Here is a 17264-nt window from a genome sequence, read left to right as displayed (position 1 = left end):
CGGTCGTCGAAGTTCGATCGCGATGCGACGTGCCCTCAGTAGGTGAGCACCGCCGGCAGTTCCTTGGCCTGCTCGACCCAGTCGGTGACCGACTTCAGGCTCGGGGTCTGGCGCACCAGCTTCTTCGCCTCGTTGATCTCCTCCATCTTTGCATGGAGGTTCTCGGGCTTGCGGTGCTTGAGTTCCTTGACGGTGTCGACGCCGGCGGCCTCGAGCAGCTCGGAATATTCCTCGCCGACACCCTTGATCCGCATCAGATCGGCCATGTTGGCCCACTTCAGAATGCGGCTGTCGTCGATGCCGGTGGCCTCGGCGAGGGTCTTGCGGCCCTTCGGGTCCTTGGCGGCCTCGAGCAGGGCCTCGACCGTCTTGACGCCCGCAGCGGTCAGCTTCTCGGCGTAGACCGGCCCGATTCCTTCGATGGTGGCGATGTTGGCCATGTGTCCGTCCTCCGGTTGCGCCCGGCCCGTTCGTCTTCTTCGCGGCCTCGCGGCGTCGTATGACGCGCGCGAGTTGAGCGCGAAATCCCCGATTCTTCAATCCCCCCGCCGAGATCACGCAAGGGGAGGTCGAGGCGCCGGCCCGGACCGGGCGGGGGTGTCGTCGATCACCCGAGGAGATGGCTCGCGCCGGGTACGTGAGCGAGCAGTTCGTCGACCTTCTCGTCGCCGGCGACGCTGCGCAGCTGGCCGATCAGGCTGCCGGCGACATCCTTGACCTGGCTCATGTCGAGCCCGTCCTTCTGGAGGTCGCCCAGCATGGCCATGGCCGCCGCCATCGGGTTGCCCTGCGAGCCGCCCATCAGGCTGCCGAGCGCGCCGGCGATGCCGCCACCGCCCATCAGCCCGCCGAGCGCGCCCATCAGGCCGCCGCCCGAGCCCGCCTCGGCAGCCTCCGCATGGGCGGCGCCGGCGGCGGCGACCTCGTCGAAGCCCGGGACGTAGGGCTTGATCATGTCGACATATTCGGCCGGAGCCTGGGTCGCGATGAAATTGACGATCATGGAGGTCGCCTTCTGGGCGAGCGCCGGATCGATGCCGACCTGGGCGGCGATCGTGTCGATGATGTCCTGCATGGGGCGATCCTGGAGAACGGCCGGCAACTCGATCGGCGCGGGCCGCTTGGGGGAAGGACGGACCGGGTCTCCCGGGGGTCTCGAACGACCTCTCTGCGGGGACCCGTCCGCGGGCGGGAACGGGTCGGGGCCCTCGTCGCAGCCGGCGAGTCGTCCTCGCCCGCCGCACGCCACCCGAGGATCCGACGCCGCGACCCTGCCACACGAGAGGGGCCCCGGACAAGGCGTGTCACCGCGCGGCATGGATTGCGAGACCGCCCATCGTTCGAATCGTGGCGCCCCTTCGCTCGAAAGAGGTGATCCCTCCTCCTCGTGCTCTCCTTCTGAGCCGCCGTGCCCCGCATTTGCGCTTCGGACCCCCCCTCGCTCCCCCTACCGTGAAATTCGAGAGTCGGGTCGGAAAAGTCGATCGCCACCATACCGTGATGATCCATGACCCCGGCGTCGTGAGAGGAGTGAAGACATGTCGAGGCGCTTTGCAACGGGTCTCTTGGCGGCGCTGATGTGGGCGTCGGCGGCGGCCGCGTCCGCGGCGGAGCCGATCAAGGTGAAGGTGTTCGTCGCCGCGATGTTCGAGATCGGCAAGAACACGGGCGATCGCGCCGGTGAATTTCAGCACTGGTACGAACGCTATTGGTCGAACGCCACGCCGGTCGTGGTCAAAGGGGCGATGAACCCCGTCTATTGCAATGCCGACGGGGTCTGCGGCTCGGTGCTCGGCATGGGCAAGGTCAATTCCTCCGCCTCGATGCAGGCGATCCTGCTCGACCCGGCCTTCGATCTGTCCCGGGCCTATTTCATCGTCTCCGGCGTCGCCGGGACGCCGCCCTCGCGTGGCACCATCGGCGAAGTGAACTGGGCGACGTGGCTCGTCGACTACGATCTCGGCCATCGCTGGGCGCCGGAGGAGAACACCCCCGGGGCGCCGACCTTCATGCCGCGCAAGGGCTACGAGACCTATCGCCTCTTTCGGATCGATCCGACGCTCGTCGGCTGGGCGATGCGTCTGACGGCGGATACGCCGCTGAAGGATTCCGACGCCGCTCGCACGTACCGCAAGCGCTATCCCGACGCGGCCGCCAACAGAGCGCCCTTCGTCGGCACCGGCACCCACATGACCGGCGATACCTTCTTCCACGGTCCCGGCATGTCGGCCCAGGCCCAGTACATCGCCAAGCTCTATGGGGCCGACGATTACGTGATCACCGAAATGGAGGCGGCGGCGGTCGCCCTGGTGGTCAAACGGACCCTCGGCATCGATCGGTTCCTGTCGTTGCGCGGCGCCGTCAACTTCGACCAGGGCAATCCCGGCGAGACCACGCTCCAGCATCTCGATCCCAAGCCCGGCGAGACCGCCGGAGGTTTCGCCGAGACGGTGGAGAACGTCGAACGGGTGGGGTCGCGCCTGACCGATCACATCGTCTCTCATTGGACCGAATGGGAAAACGGTGTGCCGCCCCTGCCGGCGCCGTGATCGCCGGAGACGAGCGACGGCGGTCGATCCCTCGCGACGAGGGATCGGACCGTCTCGGTTTCCATCCTCGCGCTCGCGGCCTATAGAAACGGCTACGGCAGCGACGGGGGAACGATACGATGCGGATCGAAGGCGGCGTCTATCTGGGGAAGAGCATCGAGGACGAATTCCTCGAGTTGAAGCTCGCCAACCGCCATGGTCTCATCACCGGCGCCACCGGCACCGGCAAGACCGTGTCGCTCCAGGTTCTCGCCGAGGGTCTCGCGGAGGCCGGAGTCTCGGTCTTCGCCGCCGACGTCAAGGGCGATCTCTCCGGCGTCGGCGCCATGGGCACCGAGAAGGACTGGATCGCCAAGCGCGCCCACGAGATCGGCTTCGACGACTGGGAGCCGAAGAAGTTCGGCACCATCTACTGGGATCTCTTCGGCAGGCAGGGCCACCCGATCCGCGCCACCGTCTCGGAGATGGGGCCGCTCCTCCTCGCCCGCCTGATGAGCCTCAACGAGGTTCAGGAGGGCGTCCTCAACATCGTCTTCAAGCTCGCCGACGACGAGGGCCTCCTCCTCCTCGACCTGAAGGATCTGCGCGCCGTGCTCGGCCATGTCGCCGAGCGCGCCGACGAACTGACCGTCGATTACGGCAACGTCTCCAAGGCCTCGGTCGGCGCGATCCAGCGCCAGTTGCTGGTTCTCGAGCAGCAGGGCGGCGACGCCTTCTTCGGCGAACCCGCCCTCGAACTCGCCGACCTCATGGCGACCGACGCGCAGGGCCGCGGCCGGATCAACATCCTCGCCGCCGACGACCTGATGTCGAACCCGCGCCTCTACGCGACCTTCCTCTTGTGGCTGATGTCGGAGCTGTTCGAGGAACTGCCCGAGGTCGGCGACACGGACAAGCCGAAACTGGTGTTCTTCTTCGACGAGGCCCACCTCCTCTTCGACGAGGCGCCGCCGGCGCTGATCCAGAAGGTCGAGCAGGTGGTCCGGCTGATTCGCTCCAAGGGCGTCGGCGTCTATTTCGTCACCCAGAACCCGCTCGACGTGCCCGACACCGTCTCCGCCCAGCTCGGCAACCGCGTCCAGCATGCGCTCCGCGCCTTCACGCCGCGCGAGCAGAAGGCGGTGCGCGCCGCCGCCCAGACCTTCCGCCAGAACCCGAAGTTTTCCACCGAGGAGGCGATCACCCAGCTCGCCGTCGGCGAGGCGCTGGTCTCCATGCTCCACGGCAAGGGCGTGCCGAGCGTCGTCCAGCGCACCTTCGTGCGTCCGCCCGAGGCCCGCGTCGGCCCGCTCACCCCGACCGAGCGCGCCACCCTCGTCAACACCTCGCCCCTCGCCGGCAAATACGACGAGGTGGCCGATCGCGCCTCCGCCTTCGAGAAGCTGCGCGGCAAGGTCGAGGCCAATCCCGCCCAGCCGGGCAGCGCCGGCCCGGCGCCCTCCGGCGGCGGCTTCTTCGACGGCATTCTCGGCGGCATCCTGTCGAGCGTCGGCGGCGTCGCCTCGATGAAGACGGGCGGTCCGCGCTCCCAGACCCTCGGCGAGGCGATCGTCAAATCCGCCGCTCGCTCCGCCGCCTCCACCGCCGGCCGCCAGATCACCAATGCCCTGGTGCGCGGCGTCCTCGGCTCGCTCCTGAAACGTTGATCGGAAGTCCTCCCATGACCCTCGCGCGCGTCCTCGACCGCATCGATGCCGATTTGCCGAAGAGCCTCGATCGCCTGTTCGATCTCCTCCGTCTGAAGTCGATCTCCGCCGACCCCGCCTTCGCGAAGGAGGTGCGGGCCGCCGGCGAGCACTGCGTCGCGCTCCTCGCCGAGATGGGGTTCGAGGCCTCCCTGCGCGAGACGCCGCTCCACCCGATCGTCGTCGCCCATTGGACCGGCCCGGTCGAGAACGCCGACAAGCACGTCCTCTTCTACGGCCATTACGACGTCCAGCCGGTCGATCCGCTGAACCTCTGGCGCGCCGATCCCTTCGATCCGAAGATCGAGACGATCGAGGACGGGGTGAAGGTGATCACCGGCCGCGGCTCGGCCGACGACAAGGGCCAGGTGGTGATCTTCCTCGAGGCCCTGCGCGCGCTCCTCGCCGAGGACGGGCGCCTGCCGGTGAAGGTCACGGTGCTGCTCGAGGGCGAGGAGGAGAGTGGATCGCCCTCGCTCGAGCCCTTCCTCGCCGCCAACGCCGCCGAACTCTCCCACGACGTGGCGCTCGTCTGCGACACCAACATGTGGGCGCGCGGCCGTCCGGCCATCACCACCTCGCTGCGCGGCCTCGTCGGCGAGGAGGTGAGGGTCGCCTGTTCGAACCGCGATCTCCATTCCGGCATCTTCGGCGGCGCCGCCTGGAACCCGATTCGGGTGCTGACGAAGATCCTCGCCTCGCTCCACGACGACGCCGGCCGCGTCACCCTGCCGGGCTTCTACGACGGCGTCGCCGATCTTCCCGAGGAGGTGCGCGCCTCCTGGGATGCGCTCGGCACCACGGCGGAGACCTTCTTGCGCCCGGTCGGGCTGAAGACCGCCGCCGGCGAGGCGGGCCGCTCGATCCTCGAACAGGTCTGGGCCCGTCCGACCTGCGAATTCAACGGCATCACCGGCGGCTACACCGGCGACGGCTTCAAGACCGTGCTGCCGGCGAAGGCCTCCGCCAAGGTCTCGTTCCGTCTGGTCGGGGCGCAGGACCCGGATGCGATCCGCGCCGCCTTCCGCGCCCGTGTCGCCGAGATGCTGCCGCCCGACGCCGAGGTCTCGTTCCACCCGCACGGCGGCTCGCCCGGCTTCTCGATGCCCTTCGACAGCCCGTGGCTGACCGGCGCGCGCGAGGCGCTGGCCGAGGAATGGGGCATCCCGGCGCTCCTGATCGGCTCGGGCGGCTCGATCCCGGTCGGCAACGCCTTCGCCCGCATTCTCGGCATGCCGACGCTCTTCGTCGGCTTCGGCCTCGACGACGACCGCATCCACTCGCCCAACGAGAAATACGACCTCGAGAGCTTCCACAAGGGCCTGCGCTCCTGGGCGCGGATCCTGAAGAAGCTGGCGTGAGGGGAGGGGCCATGCCCGCCGCGCGCCCCATCGCGCCCTGCGCGGCGATCCTCGACGCGCCCGACGAGGCCGGCGCCCGCGCTCTGCTGGCGCCGCTCGTCGAGCGCTTCCGGTTGGAGATCGTCCGCTCGGGCTGGTCGCGTTACTCGAAGCTCGGTCCGCAGTCGCGGATCTGGTTCTGGTGGCGGCTCTCCGAGAGCGAGGCCGCCGATCCCGGGGCTGCCTTCGAGGCGGTCGCGGCCCACGTCACCGCGCCCGCCGACATCGACCGGCTCGATCGCCGCATCGAGGCGGCGGCGGGCGAGGGCCTCGAGGTCGAGATCATCGTCGCCGCGAACGTCGTCGCGGTCACGATGCCCGGTCTCGTCTGGCTCGATCTCGAGATCGACCTCGAACCGGCCGTTCAGGCCGATCTCGAGGCGGCGCTCACTTCATGATGCCGAGCCGGCGCAGGATCAGATAGACCGCGCCCGAGCCCGCCAGCGCCACGAAGGCGGCGAGCCAGAAGCCCTGGTCGTGGGCGTCGAACGGCAATCCCTTGGTGTTCATGCCGAAGAGGCCGGTGACGAGCGTCGCCGGCAGGAACAGCGCGGTCAGGGCCGAGAGCGTCGAGAGCTGTCGGTTCATGTGATCGGCCGATTTGGCGGTCGCCTCTTCCTGGATGATCCGCGCCCGCTCCTGGATCGCCTCGATGTCGCGGCCGATCGAGGTGAGCCGAAGCGCCACCCGCTCGGTCATGGCGAAGACGTCGTCGGGCAGATCGCGTTCGGGATTGTCGACCAGCGCGGTGAAATGGATCCGCAGCGCGCCGACCTGACGGTTGAGCCGCAGCGCCGTGCGCCGGATCGGCCCGACGCGGAGATCCTCCGGGTCGACCGTGTCGTCGACCACCCGGTCCTCGATCACTTCGAGCCGTTCCGCCAACTCGCGGTTCATCAGGGTCACCTGATCGGCGAAATGGTCGAAGATCCACTCGAGCAGCGCCTCACCGCTCTCGATGTGCTCACCGCGCCCGAGCGCCCGCCGCACGTCCTCGATCGACTGCAGCGACTGCCGCCGGCCGGTGACCAGCGTCCGCCCGGCCAGCGCGAATTTGAGATGGGCGATGTCCTGGGTGCCGCGCGCGAGCTCGCGGCGGAAGTCGGCGAAGACGCCGATCAGCGCGTCGTCCTCGGCGGAGAGGCGCAGATGGTCGTCGGTCTCGAGGAGATGGTCGGTCGCCGCCTCGGGCAGACGCGCGTTGCGCTCGATCCAGTCGCGGGCGCGTCCGTCGGCGAGGTTGAAGTGCAGCCACACCCAGCCGTCGCGAGCGATCAGCGCCGCCTCGACGTTCGCCTTCGTCAGGGGCGTCGCGCGCCCCTCCTCGTCGAATGCATAACCGAAGACGAGACCCGGCAGGGTTTCCGCCAGTCCGCCCAGAGCTTCCACCGCGCCGCGCGCGGCCGCCTTCGTTTCCGCCATCGATCGCCTCGTCCCGCCGTGCCGCCGTCATGCACCCGTTCGCGGGTTCTGTCGAGCCGTCCGGCGATCGTCACCGAACCATTACGATCTCGAGATGTCCTCGACATGAAGGTCTTCGACAAGGGAGGCGATCCCACCGAGGAGGTCCCCGATGACGATGCTTCGACAGTCTCTCGTGCTCACATGTCTTCTCGCCGCCGCCGCGATGCCGGCGCGCGCCGCCGCGCCGGAATATCCCGCGGTTCTCGCCGGCCACGCGATCCTGCCCGCCGACGCCACGGTGATGCCGCCCGCCGACGCGCCCGCCGATCTGAAGGTCACCGGCAAGTTCACGGGCCCCGACAATCGCCGCGTCGACACGATCGGCGCGCTGAAGGGCAAGACCGGCCTCTCGCACAAGGACTTCCCGCGCTTCACCGGCTACGCTCTACCGATCGCGGGTCAATCGGTGCAGGGCTTTTCCGGCATCCGCTCCCTCGGCAACGGCGAATTCCTGGTGCTGACCGACAACGGCTTCGGCTCCAAGGCCAATTCCCCCGATGCCGCGCTGATGTTCCATCGCCTGAAGATCGACTTCGCCTCCGGCAAGGTCGAGCGCCTCGCGACCACCTTCCTGACCGACCCGGACGAGAAGGTGCCGTTCCGGATCATGAACGAGGCGACCGCCGAGCGGTATCTGACCGGCGCCGACTTCGACATCGAGTCGATCCAGCCGATCGGCGATCACTATTGGTTCGGCGAGGAACTCGGACCCTTCTTGATCGAGACCGATGCGAACGGCAAGGTGCTCCAGGTGTTCGACACCACCCTCGACGGCAAGCCGGTCCGCTCGCCCGACAATCCGGCGCTCGCCACCCCCTCCGCCCCGAACGGCAAACTCGTCCACAATCTCGCCCGTTCCAAGGGCTTCGAGGGGATGGCCCAATCGAAGGACGGCAAGACCCTCTACGCCCTGCTCGAGGGCCCGGTCTGGACCGACGGCAAACCCGAGGCGATCGACGGCAAGGAGGTGCTGCGCATCGTCGAATTCTCCGTCGAGAAGCGCGCCTGGACCGGCCGGTCCTGGACCTACGCCCTCGACCAGAACGGCGACGCCATCGGCGACTTCAACATGATCGACGACCGCACCGGCCTGGTGTTGGAGCGCGACAACGGTGAGGGCGATCCCGCCCGGGCCTGTCCGGCCGACAAGCCCGCCGCCGACTGTTTCACCAGCCCGGCCAAACTGAAGCGCGTCTGGAAGATCGAACTCGGCGACGACGGCATCGCCCGCAAGATCGGTTTCCTCGATCTGATGAACATCGCCGATCCGAAGAAGCTCGCCCGCCAGGGCGGCCGGGACGGCAAGCTCACCTTCCCCTTCGTGACCATCGAGAACGTCGACGTGGTCGACGCCACCCACATCGTGGTCGGCAACGACAACAACTTCCCCTTCTCCGCCGGCCGCGCGCTCGATCGCAACGACGACAACGAATTCGTCCTGCTCGAGGTGCCGGAGTTCCTGAAAGCGAAGTGATCGTCCGACACGGATCGAACACGGCCCCCCGGGATCTCGCCGATCTCGGGGGGGTGCCGTGTCGGTCTCGGGGTCGTCTCGGTCGTCCGGCCTCAGCCGAGCGCCAACAGGCCCTCGAGGCTCGGCAGGACCGCGGCCGGGCGGAAGTCGTGGTACTCCTCCGGCAGACCGTTGCGGTTGACCCAGACCGAGCGGAAGCCGAAGGCGGTCGCTCCGGCCGCGTCCCAGCGGTTGGAGGATTGGAACGACACCGCCTCCGGGAAGCAGCGGAAGCGCGTCGTCACCAGATCGTAGACGCGCGGATCGGGCTTGTAGACCTTGATCTCGTCGACCGAGATGATCTCGTCGACCACGTCGTCGATCCCGGCCGAGCGACAGGCCGCGTCCAGCATCTTCGGCGTGCCGTTGGAGAGAATCACGATCTTGGCGCCGCGCAGCTTCAGCTGCTTCAGCACCTCCGGCACGTCGGTGTGGACGTCGCAGGTCCAATAGGCGTCGAGGAGCGCCGCCCGCGACGCCCGGTTGGCCTCGGGAACCCGCTCGAACGCATAGTCGAGCGCCTCCTCGGTCAGCACCCAGAAATCCCGGTAGCGACCCATCATGGTCAGCATCCAGGAATATTCGAGCTGTTTGGCGCGCCACAGCGCCGAAAGCAGTTGTCCCTCCGGGCCGACCTCGTCGGCGTGCCGGCGCACCGCTGCGTGGACGTCGAAGAGAGTTCCGTAGCCGTCGAAGACATAGATCGCGTGGGCCATGCGTCGCTCCGCTCGTGGGGTTCGCGACAATGAACCGATCAGAGCCGCGAGGAAACCGCTCTTTGGACCGCTTTCACGCCTTTCTCACGGCCGCCTCCGGCGTTTCTCCCCCGGATTGCCCCGAACAAGCCGCGCCGAGGCCTCGCAGAGCCGCCATGCCCGCGCGAAACACTCTTTCCTGAACGATCGTCAGAGAATACCATTCGAGCTTCTCCTTGTTCGATCCGCGAGGCACTCTCATGGCGCATGGCACCCCGATTCCGAAGACCTGGACCTGGTACGACGGTGCCTGGATCGAGGGCAACCCGCCCCTGATCGGGCCGCGCAGCCATGCCTTCTGGCTCGGCACGTCGGTGTTCGACGGCGCTCGCGCCTTCGAGGGCGTCACCCCCGACCTCGATCGCCACTGCGCCCGCGTCAATCGCTCGGCCGAGGCCGTCGGGCTCGCCCCGACCATGCGCGACGAGGAGATCCTCGAACTCGCCCGCGACGGGCTGAAACTCTTCGATCGCGACGCCGCGCTCTACATCCGGCCGAGCTACTGGGGCGAGGACGACGATCCCAGCCTGGTGATCGGCGCCGATCCCGCCTCCACCCGCTTCGCGCTGTCGCTCTGGGAAGCGCCGATGCACGAGCCGACCGGCATCTCGGTGACGCTGTCGCGCTTCCGCCGGCCGACGATCGAATGCATGCCGACCAACGCCAAGGCCGGCTGCCTCTATCCCAACAACGCCCGCGCCGCCCGCGAGGCGCGCGACCGCGGCTTCGACAACGCCATGGTGCTCGACCTCCTCGGCAACGTCGCCGAGCTCGCTTCCGCCAACGTCTTCATGGTCAAGGACGGCATCGCCATGACGCCCTCGGCGAACGGCACCTATCTCGCCGGCATCACCCGCGCCCGGGTGATGGACCTCTTGCGCAAGGCCGGCACGCCGGTGGTGGAGAAGACCCTGCGCTACGAGGATTTCCTCGCCGCCGACGAGATGTTCTCGACCGGCAACTACACCAAAGTGATGCCGATCACCCGCTTCGAGACCCGCGCGCTCGAGCCCGGTCCGGTCTATCGTCTCGCCCGGCGCCTCTATTGGGACTTCGCTCACGCCTGAGGGAGCCGTGCGCTCCACACTCGAGAAGAATTCCGAGACGGCGGTTGCCGGGATCAGTAGAGCTGCTTATGTTCCCTCTCGGCCCCTCCCGGCCGTTCCCCGAAGGTGGGAACGGCCCGTTTCTCGTCAGGAGATTCCCCCGATGGCTTTCGAACTCGCCCCGCTTCCCTTCGCCTATGATGCGCTCGCGCCCTATACCTCGGCCGAGACCCTCGAGTTCCATCACGACAAGCATCACGCGACCTACGTCACCAACCTCAACAATCTGATCAAGGGGACGGAGTTCGAGAGCATGTCGCTCGAGGAGGTGATCGTCGCCTCCGCCGGCAAGAACGCTCCGGTGTTCAACAACGCCGCTCAGCACTTCAATCACGCCGAGTTCTGGAAGTTCCAGAAGAAGGACGGCGGCGGCACCAAGATCCCGGCCAAGATCCAGGCCCTGATCGACAGCGACCTCGGCGGCTACGACAAGTTCCGCGCCGACTTCATCCAGGCCGGCGTCACCCAGTTCGGTTCGGGCTGGGCCTGGCTCGCGCTGAAGGACGGCAAGCTCACGATCACCAAGACCTCGAACGCCGACAATCCGCTGACCTCGGGCGCCACCCCGATCCTCACGGCGGACGTGTGGGAGCACGGCTACTACATCGACTACCGCAACCTGCGCGCCAAGTTCCTCGAGGCCTTCGTCGATCACCTGATCAATTGGGACTACGTGCTCGAGTGCTACGAGAAGGCGGCCTGATCGCCCCCGTTTCGCGACGCGCGACGATCTTCGGCCGGGCCTCGTGCCCGGCCGATGTGTTTTTATGACCATGACGTGAGATGACCCAACGTTAACGGCTTGTTGGACTTCTCTGCGCAATTTGACGGGCGAGGGATCTGACGCTAGGGGAGGCGCGGATGACCATCGTCGACACCTTCGCCCGCGCCCGGGTCGCCGTCCTCGACGACAATCGCAATTTCCAGAACCTGATGCGCACCCTGCTGCGGCAGCTCGGATTTCGCCGGGTCGAGGTGTTCGGCGATCCCGCCGATGCATTGACCCATGTGACCGAGGTCGGCGTCGACATCGCCTTCGTCGGTCTGGTGATGCCGAGGCAGAACGGGATCGAATGGGTCCGCCGCGTGCGCCGCCTCGTCGGCATCGCCAATCCCGACATGGCGATCGTCATGGTGTCGGGCCTGGCGGTGCGCGCCGTGCTGGAACCGGCCGTCGCCGCCGGGGTCGACGGCTTCCTGGTCAAGCCGCTTTCGGCCGACGCACTCGCCCGCCATGCCCGCCACGCCCTCGTCGAGCGCGACGCCTATGTCGCCGGTGCCGACGGCTATTGGGGGCCGGACAGCCGCGAGACGCGGTTGCGCCTGCATCGGATCGAACACGGCGAGCGCCGTCCGCGTCCCACCTTCGTGGCGCCGCCCTCGCCTCCGCCGCCGGCCCGGCGTCCCGACCACGCGCTCACCCTTCCCGGTCTCGATGTGGAGATCGTCGATCGGACGCGTTACCATGACGCCCTGTTCATCGATTGATCGCCGCGTTCGGCGGTCCACCGGAGGTCGCGTGCCGCCCCAATCGAGCTGGATCGACGCCTTCGCCGGCCTCGCGCGTCTGGCGCCGGCGGATCGTGATCGTCTCGCCGAACGCGCCCAGGTGACGGCGCTGCCGACCGGCACCACGGTGTTCTCGCCCGGCGCGCCCTGCGGCGTCTACCTGCTGGTGCTCGAGGGCTCGGTGCGGGTCCAGATGATCGCCGACACCGGCCGCGAGATCGTGCTCTACCGGGTTCGGCGCGGCGAGAGCTGCGTCCTGACCACGGCCTGCCTGCTCGGCGAGGACGTCTATTCGGCGGAAGGCATCGTCGAGGAGCCGACCCTCGGGGTTGCCGTTCCCGTCGCCGTCTTCGACGAGCTGATCGCCCGCTCGGACGCCTTCCGCCGCTTCGTCTTCGCCGGCTACGGCCGCCGCGTCGCCGAGATCCTGGCGACCATGCAGGCGGCGGTGTTCCATCGCATCGATGCCCGCCTCGCCCGCCATCTCGCCGCCCGGGGACCCGGACCGATCGAGGTCACCCATCAGGATCTCGCGGTCGAATTGGGCACCGCCCGCGAGGTGATCAGCCGCCACCTCAAGGCCTTCGAGAAGCGCGGTGTGGTCCGCCTCGGACGCGGCGCCGTCGAGGTCGTCGATCGCGCCGGGCTCATGCGCTACGCCGATCTCGAGGATCGCGCCGGCGCCGATCACCGAGAGGTGATCGGCGAGACGGTCGCGCGATCGGTTCCGGTGACTTGATCACCGACGGATCGGCGCCGTGGGTCTAGAGTGGCCTCGATCGATTGCGGTGGACGATGGGGAGGGGCTCCTTCGGCCGCGACAACGAACGAGACGAGGTGACGAACATGACTGCCAACGTCGGTGGACTCGACAAGATCCTGCGCATCGTGGTCGGGCTGGCCCTGATCGCCTTCGCCCTGCTCGCTCCGGCGACCATTTCCTGGAGGTGGATCGGCTGGATCGGTGTGGTTCCGCTCGCGACCGCGCTGCTCGGCTTCTGCCCGGCCTACACGCTTCTCGGCATCAACACCTGCCCGATGAAGAAGTGAGACCCGCTCCTGGCGAGGAGCGCATCGGTCTTCGATGACAAAAACGGCCGCGACATGTCGCGGCCGTTCGTCGTTTCGGATCCCTCGATGGGACTGCGGGCCGCTCAGCGGGTTCCGCTCGCCGCCTCGGTCGGGGGATGATGGTCGGCGTGCGCGGCCGCCGCCCGCTGCTGGCGCTTGAGTGAGATCGGCGTCGCCCGGGTCGCCGCGATCAGCGCCTCGGGGTTGTCCTCCGAGATCGGCCGGATCGCGTCGTCGACATAGTCGAACCGCTTCGGATCGCGCTGGGTCTTGACCATGAAGCGGTAGAGCCGGCCATAGGTGACGAGCGCGGTGGCACCGGAACGCACGAACCGCCACCAGTGGCGCGTGTAGAAGACGAGCGGGTTCTCGAGCGGCAGGCCCGGTCGGCGCTGCCGGCGCCGGCGGATCCGGCCATAACCGGCCTCCAGCGCCGCGACGCTCTCGAGCCTGACCGCCTCGCGATAGAGAACCAGCCGGATCAGCGTCGTGTAGCGCTTGGTCGACTTCATCGCCACCATGCGGCGGATGATCGTGCGCATGTGCGACCAGTCGTAGAAGGCGCGGTGGGCGTCGGTATAGGCGCCTTCCCATTCCGCGTCGCTCATCACCGGATGGTGCGTCACCCGGTGGCTGAGATCGTAGCGGTTCATGTCCGGATCCATCCAGACGCCCTGGCGGGTGAGGCGTTGATGGTCCTCGCTGCCCGGCAGAGGCGTCAGATAGTTCAGGTAGATCATGTCGATCGCCAGCTCGCGCTTCAGCGTCTCGATGTCGCGGCCGATCGACTCGCGCGTATCGTTCGGGAATCCGACGATGTAGCCGCAGATGATAACCACCGAGTAGCGCTTCCAGGCGAGGATCGTCTTGCGATAATCCTCGATCTTGTTCTGGCGTTTCTTGACGGATTCGAGATTGTCCGGGTTGATGTTCTCGAGCCCGATGAAGATCTGATCGGCGCCGACGGCGCAGAGCTTCTCGATGAAACGCGGCGTCTTGTGCGCCTGCGCGTCGACCTGCACCGCCATGCGCACCCGCAGCCCCTGTTTGCGCAGGAGCAGCAGACGATCGACGAAGGCTTCCCAGTTCTTGTTGCGGGCGAAGTTGTCGTCGGTCAGGAAGAACCGCGAAATGCCGTTGGCGGCGTTCTCGCGGACGATCTTCTCGAGATCGTCGGGCGTGCGGAACCGGCTCTTGCGGCCCTGGACGTTGATGATCGAGCAGAACGAACACTCGAACGGACAGCCGCGGCCGAGATCGAGACTGGCATAGGCGGAGATGTTGCGCCGGATCTCGTCCGCCTCGAGGAACGGCGTCGGCTGGCCGGCGAGCCCGGGCGCGTCGGGGAGATGGTCGTAGATCGGCTTCAGCGCGTCGTCGAAACCGTCGCGCAGCACCTCGTCGATGCGCCCTTCCTCGGCCTCGCCGGTGAAGAAGGAGATGCCGAGCGCCTGCGCCTCCTTCAGATCGGCCGGCATCTCGTCGAGCATCGACACGCAGCCGGAGACGTGGAAACCGCCGATCGCCACGGGAATGCCGGCGGCCCGGAGCGGCCGCGCGATGTCGACCGCGCGGGGGAACTGATTGGACTGGACCCCGACCAGGAAGACGACGGTGCGCCCGCCGCCCTGCCTGTGGCGAGCGATCATCCGGTCCGGATCGACCATCGTGTGGGTCTCGTCGACGATGTGCACATGGGGCTCGACGTTCGCCCCGAGCGCCTCGCGCGCGATCGCGTCGTGCACCAGCCCGGCGACGCAGGCGAGCGAATTCGACGGGATCAGCGAGCGGTACCACTGCAACGGATATCCGTCGTCGTCGTAACGCGTCGGCTTGATCAGATGGATGTCGTATCGCGTCATGCGGTTTCCTTCCGCTCGGCGCGCGGCCTCGGGCGATCCGCCGAAGATCGCTGCCGACGGCGCTCGATGGAGCCCTTCGTGGGGCGACTGTGTCTCGGATCGCCCGCAGGCGCAACGCTCAAGTGGTCGGATCGGCGGTCTCGGCCCGACCTTGCGTCACCGCGAGCGCGAAGGCCTGGATCAGAGCCACTTCCTTCAGCCGATCGAAACGGCCGGCGGCGCCGCCGTGGCCGGCGTCCATGTTGGTCTTCAGAAGGAACGGCCCGCCGCTCGCCCGCGCCCTCAGCCGGGCGATCCACTTCGCCGGTTCCCAATAGGTGACGCGCGGATCGGTGAGCCCGGCGAGCGCCAGGATCGGCGGATAGGCCTTCGCCTCGACGTTGTCGTAGGGGCTGTAGCCGAGGATGGTGCGGAACGCCGCCTCGTCCTCGATCGGATTGCCCCATTCCGGCCATTCCGGCGGGGTCAGCGGCAGGGTCGGGTCGCACATCGTCGCGAGCACGTCGACGAAGGGCACCTCGGCGACGATCCCGGCGAAGAGTTCCGGCGCCCGATTGGCGATCGCCCCCATCAGCATGCCGCCGGCCGAGCCGCCCTGGGCGACGATCCGGTCGGCCCGGGTCACGCCGGTGGCGATCAGGTGGCGGGCGCTCGCCACGAAGTCGTCGAACGTGTTGGTCTTGGCCTCGCGCCGTCCTTGCGCATACCAGCGGAAGCCCTTGTCCTTGCCGCCGCGAATGTGGGCGATGGCGTAGACGAAGCCGCGATCGACCAGCGACAGCGCGGTGGTGGAGAAGGCGGCGGGAATGCTGATGCCATAGGCGCCGTAGCCGTAGAGGAGCAGCGGCGCCGTGCCGTCGAGCGGCGTGGCGCGGGCGCGCAGCAGCGTGACCGGCACGGTCTCGCCGTCGGCGGTCGGCGCGAACACGCGCGCGGCGACATAGGCCGCCGGATCATGGCCGCTCGGCACCCGCTGTTCCTTGCGCAAGGTCCGCGCGCGGCTCTCCATGTCGTAGTCGTAGATCCGCGCCGGCGTGGTCGGCGAGGAATAGGAGAAGCGGATCTCGGTGGTGGCGAATTCGAAGCCCCCCGAGAGCCCGAGCGAATAGGCCTCCTCCTCGAAGGCGATGGCATGTTCGGCGCCGTCGGCGAGACGACGCACGACGATGCGCGGCAGCCCCTCGACCCGCTCCAGCCGGACCAGATGATCGCGATAGGCGGTCTGCGACAGGATCAGCCGACCCGGCGCGTGGGCGACCAGGGGGCGCCAATTCTCGCGGCCGGGCGCCTCGACCGGGGCCGTCACGATCTGGAAGTCCTCGGCGCCGCCGCCGTTGGTGAGGATGGTGAAGACGTCGCCGACGTGCTCGACGTCGTATTCCTCCGCGGTCACGCGCGGCGCCACCAGACGCGGCGGCGCCGACGGGTCGCTCGCCTCGATCGCCCGGACCTCCGAGGTCTCGTGATCGTGGATCGCGATCAGGACGAAGCGGCCGGAGAGCGTCTTGCCGAGCCCGACGAAGAAGCCGGGATCGGCCTCCTCGTAGACGAGGACGTCGGCGCTCGCCGCCGTCCCGACGCGGTGGAGGAAGACCTTGGACGGCCGGTGATTGTCGTCGACGGCGACATAGAAGAAGTGCTCGCCGTCGGCCGCCCAGGCGACGTCGCCGCCGGTCGCCTCGATCACGTCGTCGAGATCGCGGCCCTCGGCGAGATCGCGGACGCGCAGCGTGAAATATTCCGAGCCGTTCTCGTCGGCGCCCCAGACGAGGCGGCGATGATCGGGCGAATGGGCGACGCCGGAGAGCCGGAAATAGGCCTTGCCGGCCGCGCGCGCGTCGCCGTCGAGCAGGATCTCCTCGGCGCCGCCGTCACGTGGCGTACGGACGTGGATCGGATGCTGGCCGCCCGGCACGTGGCGCACCGCATAGGCGAAGGCGCCGTCCTTGGCCGGAACCGAACTGTCGTCCTGCTCGATGCGCCCCTTCAATTCCTCGAAGAGCAGCGCCTGCAACGCCTCGGTCTCGGTCAGGGCGGCGGCGGCGTGCGCGTTCTCGGCGTCGAGATGGGCGCGGATGTCGGCGGCGAGCGCGGCGGGATCGCGCATCACCTCCTGCCAGTTCTCGGCCCGCAGCCATGCGTATTCGTCATGGATCACCCGGCCGTGCAGGGTGCGGCTGGTGTCCCGGGCGGGGCAGGTCGGGGCCGAGGCGGGGGCGAGGCGGGGAAAGGTCATGATGGGCTTCGTGATCCGATGCGAGGTCGAGAGCGGGTTCGTCGACGCGTGGGGACATCGTCCCGTCGCCGGCGGTGGCGGATGATCGCGACCGCGCGGCGCGATACTCCACGG

The 17264-nt window shown here is 68.2% G+C and carries 16 protein-coding genes; 10 read left to right on the top strand and 6 right to left on the bottom strand.

Annotated features, from left to right (window positions below; all coding sequences use genetic code 11):
- Nucleotides 1–35 precede the first annotated feature (35 nt).
- Nucleotides 36–440, bottom strand: a complete 405-nt coding sequence (locus tag J3S89_RS04060) for a DUF4332 domain-containing protein (protein ID WP_217926192.1) — start codon at nucleotides 438–440, stop codon at nucleotides 36–38.
- Between the two features lie 167 nt (nucleotides 441–607).
- Nucleotides 608–1075 carry a hypothetical protein gene (locus J3S89_RS04055; protein ID WP_217926191.1) on the bottom strand — a complete coding sequence of 156 codons (468 nt, stop codon included), beginning with the start codon at nucleotides 1073–1075 and terminating at the stop codon, nucleotides 608–610.
- A gap of 463 nt (nucleotides 1076–1538) precedes the next feature.
- On the opposite strand from J3S89_RS04055, the gene J3S89_RS04050 reads away from it, so the two are divergent.
- The 4 genes from J3S89_RS04050 (at nucleotide 1539) to J3S89_RS04035 (ending at nucleotide 6032) form a co-directional block, all read left to right on the top strand.
- Nucleotides 1539–2549, top strand: coding sequence for a purine-nucleoside phosphorylase (locus J3S89_RS04050; protein ID WP_217926190.1), 1011 nt, complete (start codon nucleotides 1539–1541; stop codon nucleotides 2547–2549).
- A gap of 119 nt (nucleotides 2550–2668) precedes the next feature.
- On the top strand, nucleotides 2669–4195 hold the full coding sequence (locus tag J3S89_RS04045) for a helicase HerA-like domain-containing protein (RefSeq protein ID WP_217926189.1): 1527 nt from the start codon (nucleotides 2669–2671) through the stop codon (nucleotides 4193–4195).
- A gap of 14 nt (nucleotides 4196–4209) precedes the next feature.
- On the top strand, nucleotides 4210–5595 hold the full coding sequence (locus tag J3S89_RS04040; RefSeq protein WP_217926188.1) for a M20/M25/M40 family metallo-hydrolase: 1386 nt from the start codon (nucleotides 4210–4212) through the stop codon (nucleotides 5593–5595).
- Nucleotides 5596–5606: 11 nt separating this feature from the next.
- The gene (locus J3S89_RS04035) at nucleotides 5607–6032 is read left to right on the top strand and encodes a hypothetical protein (protein WP_217926187.1); all 426 of its coding nucleotides are present in this window, start codon (nucleotides 5607–5609) and stop codon (nucleotides 6030–6032) included.
- On the opposite strand, the gene J3S89_RS04030 is transcribed toward J3S89_RS04035, so the two are convergent.
- On the bottom strand, nucleotides 6022–7056 hold the full coding sequence (locus J3S89_RS04030; RefSeq protein WP_217926186.1) for a CorA family divalent cation transporter: 1035 nt from the start codon (nucleotides 7054–7056) through the stop codon (nucleotides 6022–6024). The two genes, J3S89_RS04035 and J3S89_RS04030, sit on opposite strands and share 11 nt — an antisense overlap.
- Before the next feature lie 157 nt (nucleotides 7057–7213).
- Here J3S89_RS04030 and J3S89_RS04025 point away from each other — a divergent pair, with 157 nt between their 5' ends.
- Complete coding sequence (locus tag J3S89_RS04025; protein WP_217926237.1) at nucleotides 7214–8572, top strand: esterase-like activity of phytase family protein; 1359 nt, start codon at nucleotides 7214–7216, stop codon at nucleotides 8570–8572.
- 92 nt (nucleotides 8573–8664) lie between these two features.
- Here the strand turns inward: J3S89_RS04025 and J3S89_RS04020 are convergent, their stop codons facing one another.
- Nucleotides 8665–9327 (bottom strand): haloacid dehalogenase type II, encoded by a 663-nt coding sequence (locus J3S89_RS04020; protein WP_217926185.1) that lies wholly within the window; start codon nucleotides 9325–9327, stop codon nucleotides 8665–8667.
- Between the two features lie 239 nt (nucleotides 9328–9566).
- Between J3S89_RS04020 and J3S89_RS04015 the strand changes: the two genes are divergently transcribed.
- The 5 genes from J3S89_RS04015 (at nucleotide 9567) to J3S89_RS03995 (ending at nucleotide 13031) form a co-directional block, all read left to right on the top strand.
- Nucleotides 9567–10433: a branched-chain amino acid aminotransferase gene (locus J3S89_RS04015; RefSeq protein ID WP_217926184.1), complete on the top strand. Its 867-nt coding sequence runs from the start codon at nucleotides 9567–9569 to the stop codon at nucleotides 10431–10433.
- Nucleotides 10434–10575: 142 nt separating this feature from the next.
- Complete coding sequence (locus tag J3S89_RS04010; RefSeq protein ID WP_217926183.1) at nucleotides 10576–11175, top strand: superoxide dismutase; 600 nt, start codon at nucleotides 10576–10578, stop codon at nucleotides 11173–11175.
- A 158-nt stretch (nucleotides 11176–11333) separates the two neighbouring features.
- Nucleotides 11334–11960: a response regulator gene (locus tag J3S89_RS04005; RefSeq protein WP_217926182.1), complete on the top strand. Its 627-nt coding sequence runs from the start codon at nucleotides 11334–11336 to the stop codon at nucleotides 11958–11960.
- 31 nt (nucleotides 11961–11991) lie between these two features.
- Nucleotides 11992–12720, top strand: a complete 729-nt coding sequence (locus tag J3S89_RS04000; RefSeq protein ID WP_217926181.1) for a Crp/Fnr family transcriptional regulator — start codon at nucleotides 11992–11994, stop codon at nucleotides 12718–12720.
- A gap of 107 nt (nucleotides 12721–12827) precedes the next feature.
- On the top strand, nucleotides 12828–13031 hold the full coding sequence (locus J3S89_RS03995) for a YgaP family membrane protein (RefSeq protein WP_217926180.1): 204 nt from the start codon (nucleotides 12828–12830) through the stop codon (nucleotides 13029–13031).
- Between the two features lie 104 nt (nucleotides 13032–13135).
- Here J3S89_RS03995 and J3S89_RS03990 read toward each other — a convergent pair whose 3' ends face one another.
- Both J3S89_RS03990 and J3S89_RS03985 read right to left on the bottom strand, forming a co-directional pair.
- A complete protein-coding gene (locus J3S89_RS03990) occupies nucleotides 13136–14914 on the bottom strand; it encodes a B12-binding domain-containing radical SAM protein (protein ID WP_217926179.1) in 1779 nt (592 codons plus the stop codon).
- A 118-nt stretch (nucleotides 14915–15032) separates the two neighbouring features.
- Nucleotides 15033–17150, bottom strand: coding sequence for a S9 family peptidase (locus J3S89_RS03985; protein WP_217926178.1), 2118 nt, complete (start codon nucleotides 17148–17150; stop codon nucleotides 15033–15035).
- Nucleotides 17151–17264 lie beyond the last annotated feature (114 nt).

The organism is Pinisolibacter aquiterrae (assembly GCF_019160155.1).
Classification (GTDB): domain Bacteria; phylum Pseudomonadota; class Alphaproteobacteria; order Rhizobiales; family Ancalomicrobiaceae; genus Pinisolibacter; species Pinisolibacter aquiterrae.
The sequence above is the reverse complement of the archived record's forward strand: the minus strand, read 5'-3'. Positions and strand labels throughout refer to the sequence as shown.

Coding starts and splice junctions, on each gene's coding strand:
- J3S89_RS03990 (WP_217926179.1), bottom strand. CDS start 14,914: ATGACGCGATACGACATCCATCTGATCAAGCCGACGCGTTACGACGAC.
- J3S89_RS04035 (WP_217926187.1), top strand. CDS start 5,607: ATGCCCGCCGCGCGCCCCATCGCGCCCTGCGCGGCGATCCTCGACGCG.
- J3S89_RS04015 (WP_217926184.1), top strand. CDS start 9,567: ATGGCGCATGGCACCCCGATTCCGAAGACCTGGACCTGGTACGACGGT.
- J3S89_RS03995 (WP_217926180.1), top strand. CDS start 12,828: ATGACTGCCAACGTCGGTGGACTCGACAAGATCCTGCGCATCGTGGTC.
- J3S89_RS04040 (WP_217926188.1), top strand. CDS start 4,210: ATGACCCTCGCGCGCGTCCTCGACCGCATCGATGCCGATTTGCCGAAG.
- J3S89_RS04055 (WP_217926191.1), bottom strand. CDS start 1,075: ATGCAGGACATCATCGACACGATCGCCGCCCAGGTCGGCATCGATCCG.
- J3S89_RS04010 (WP_217926183.1), top strand. CDS start 10,576: ATGGCTTTCGAACTCGCCCCGCTTCCCTTCGCCTATGATGCGCTCGCG.
- J3S89_RS04020 (WP_217926185.1), bottom strand. CDS start 9,327: ATGGCCCACGCGATCTATGTCTTCGACGGCTACGGAACTCTCTTCGAC.
- J3S89_RS04060 (WP_217926192.1), bottom strand. CDS start 440: ATGGCCAACATCGCCACCATCGAAGGAATCGGGCCGGTCTACGCCGAG.
- J3S89_RS04050 (WP_217926190.1), top strand. CDS start 1,539: ATGTCGAGGCGCTTTGCAACGGGTCTCTTGGCGGCGCTGATGTGGGCG.
- J3S89_RS04030 (WP_217926186.1), bottom strand. CDS start 7,056: ATGGCGGAAACGAAGGCGGCCGCGCGCGGCGCGGTGGAAGCTCTGGGC.
- J3S89_RS04005 (WP_217926182.1), top strand. CDS start 11,334: ATGACCATCGTCGACACCTTCGCCCGCGCCCGGGTCGCCGTCCTCGAC.
- J3S89_RS03985 (WP_217926178.1), bottom strand. CDS start 17,150: ATGACCTTTCCCCGCCTCGCCCCCGCCTCGGCCCCGACCTGCCCCGCC.
- J3S89_RS04045 (WP_217926189.1), top strand. CDS start 2,669: ATGCGGATCGAAGGCGGCGTCTATCTGGGGAAGAGCATCGAGGACGAA.
- J3S89_RS04025 (WP_217926237.1), top strand. CDS start 7,214: ATGCTTCGACAGTCTCTCGTGCTCACATGTCTTCTCGCCGCCGCCGCG.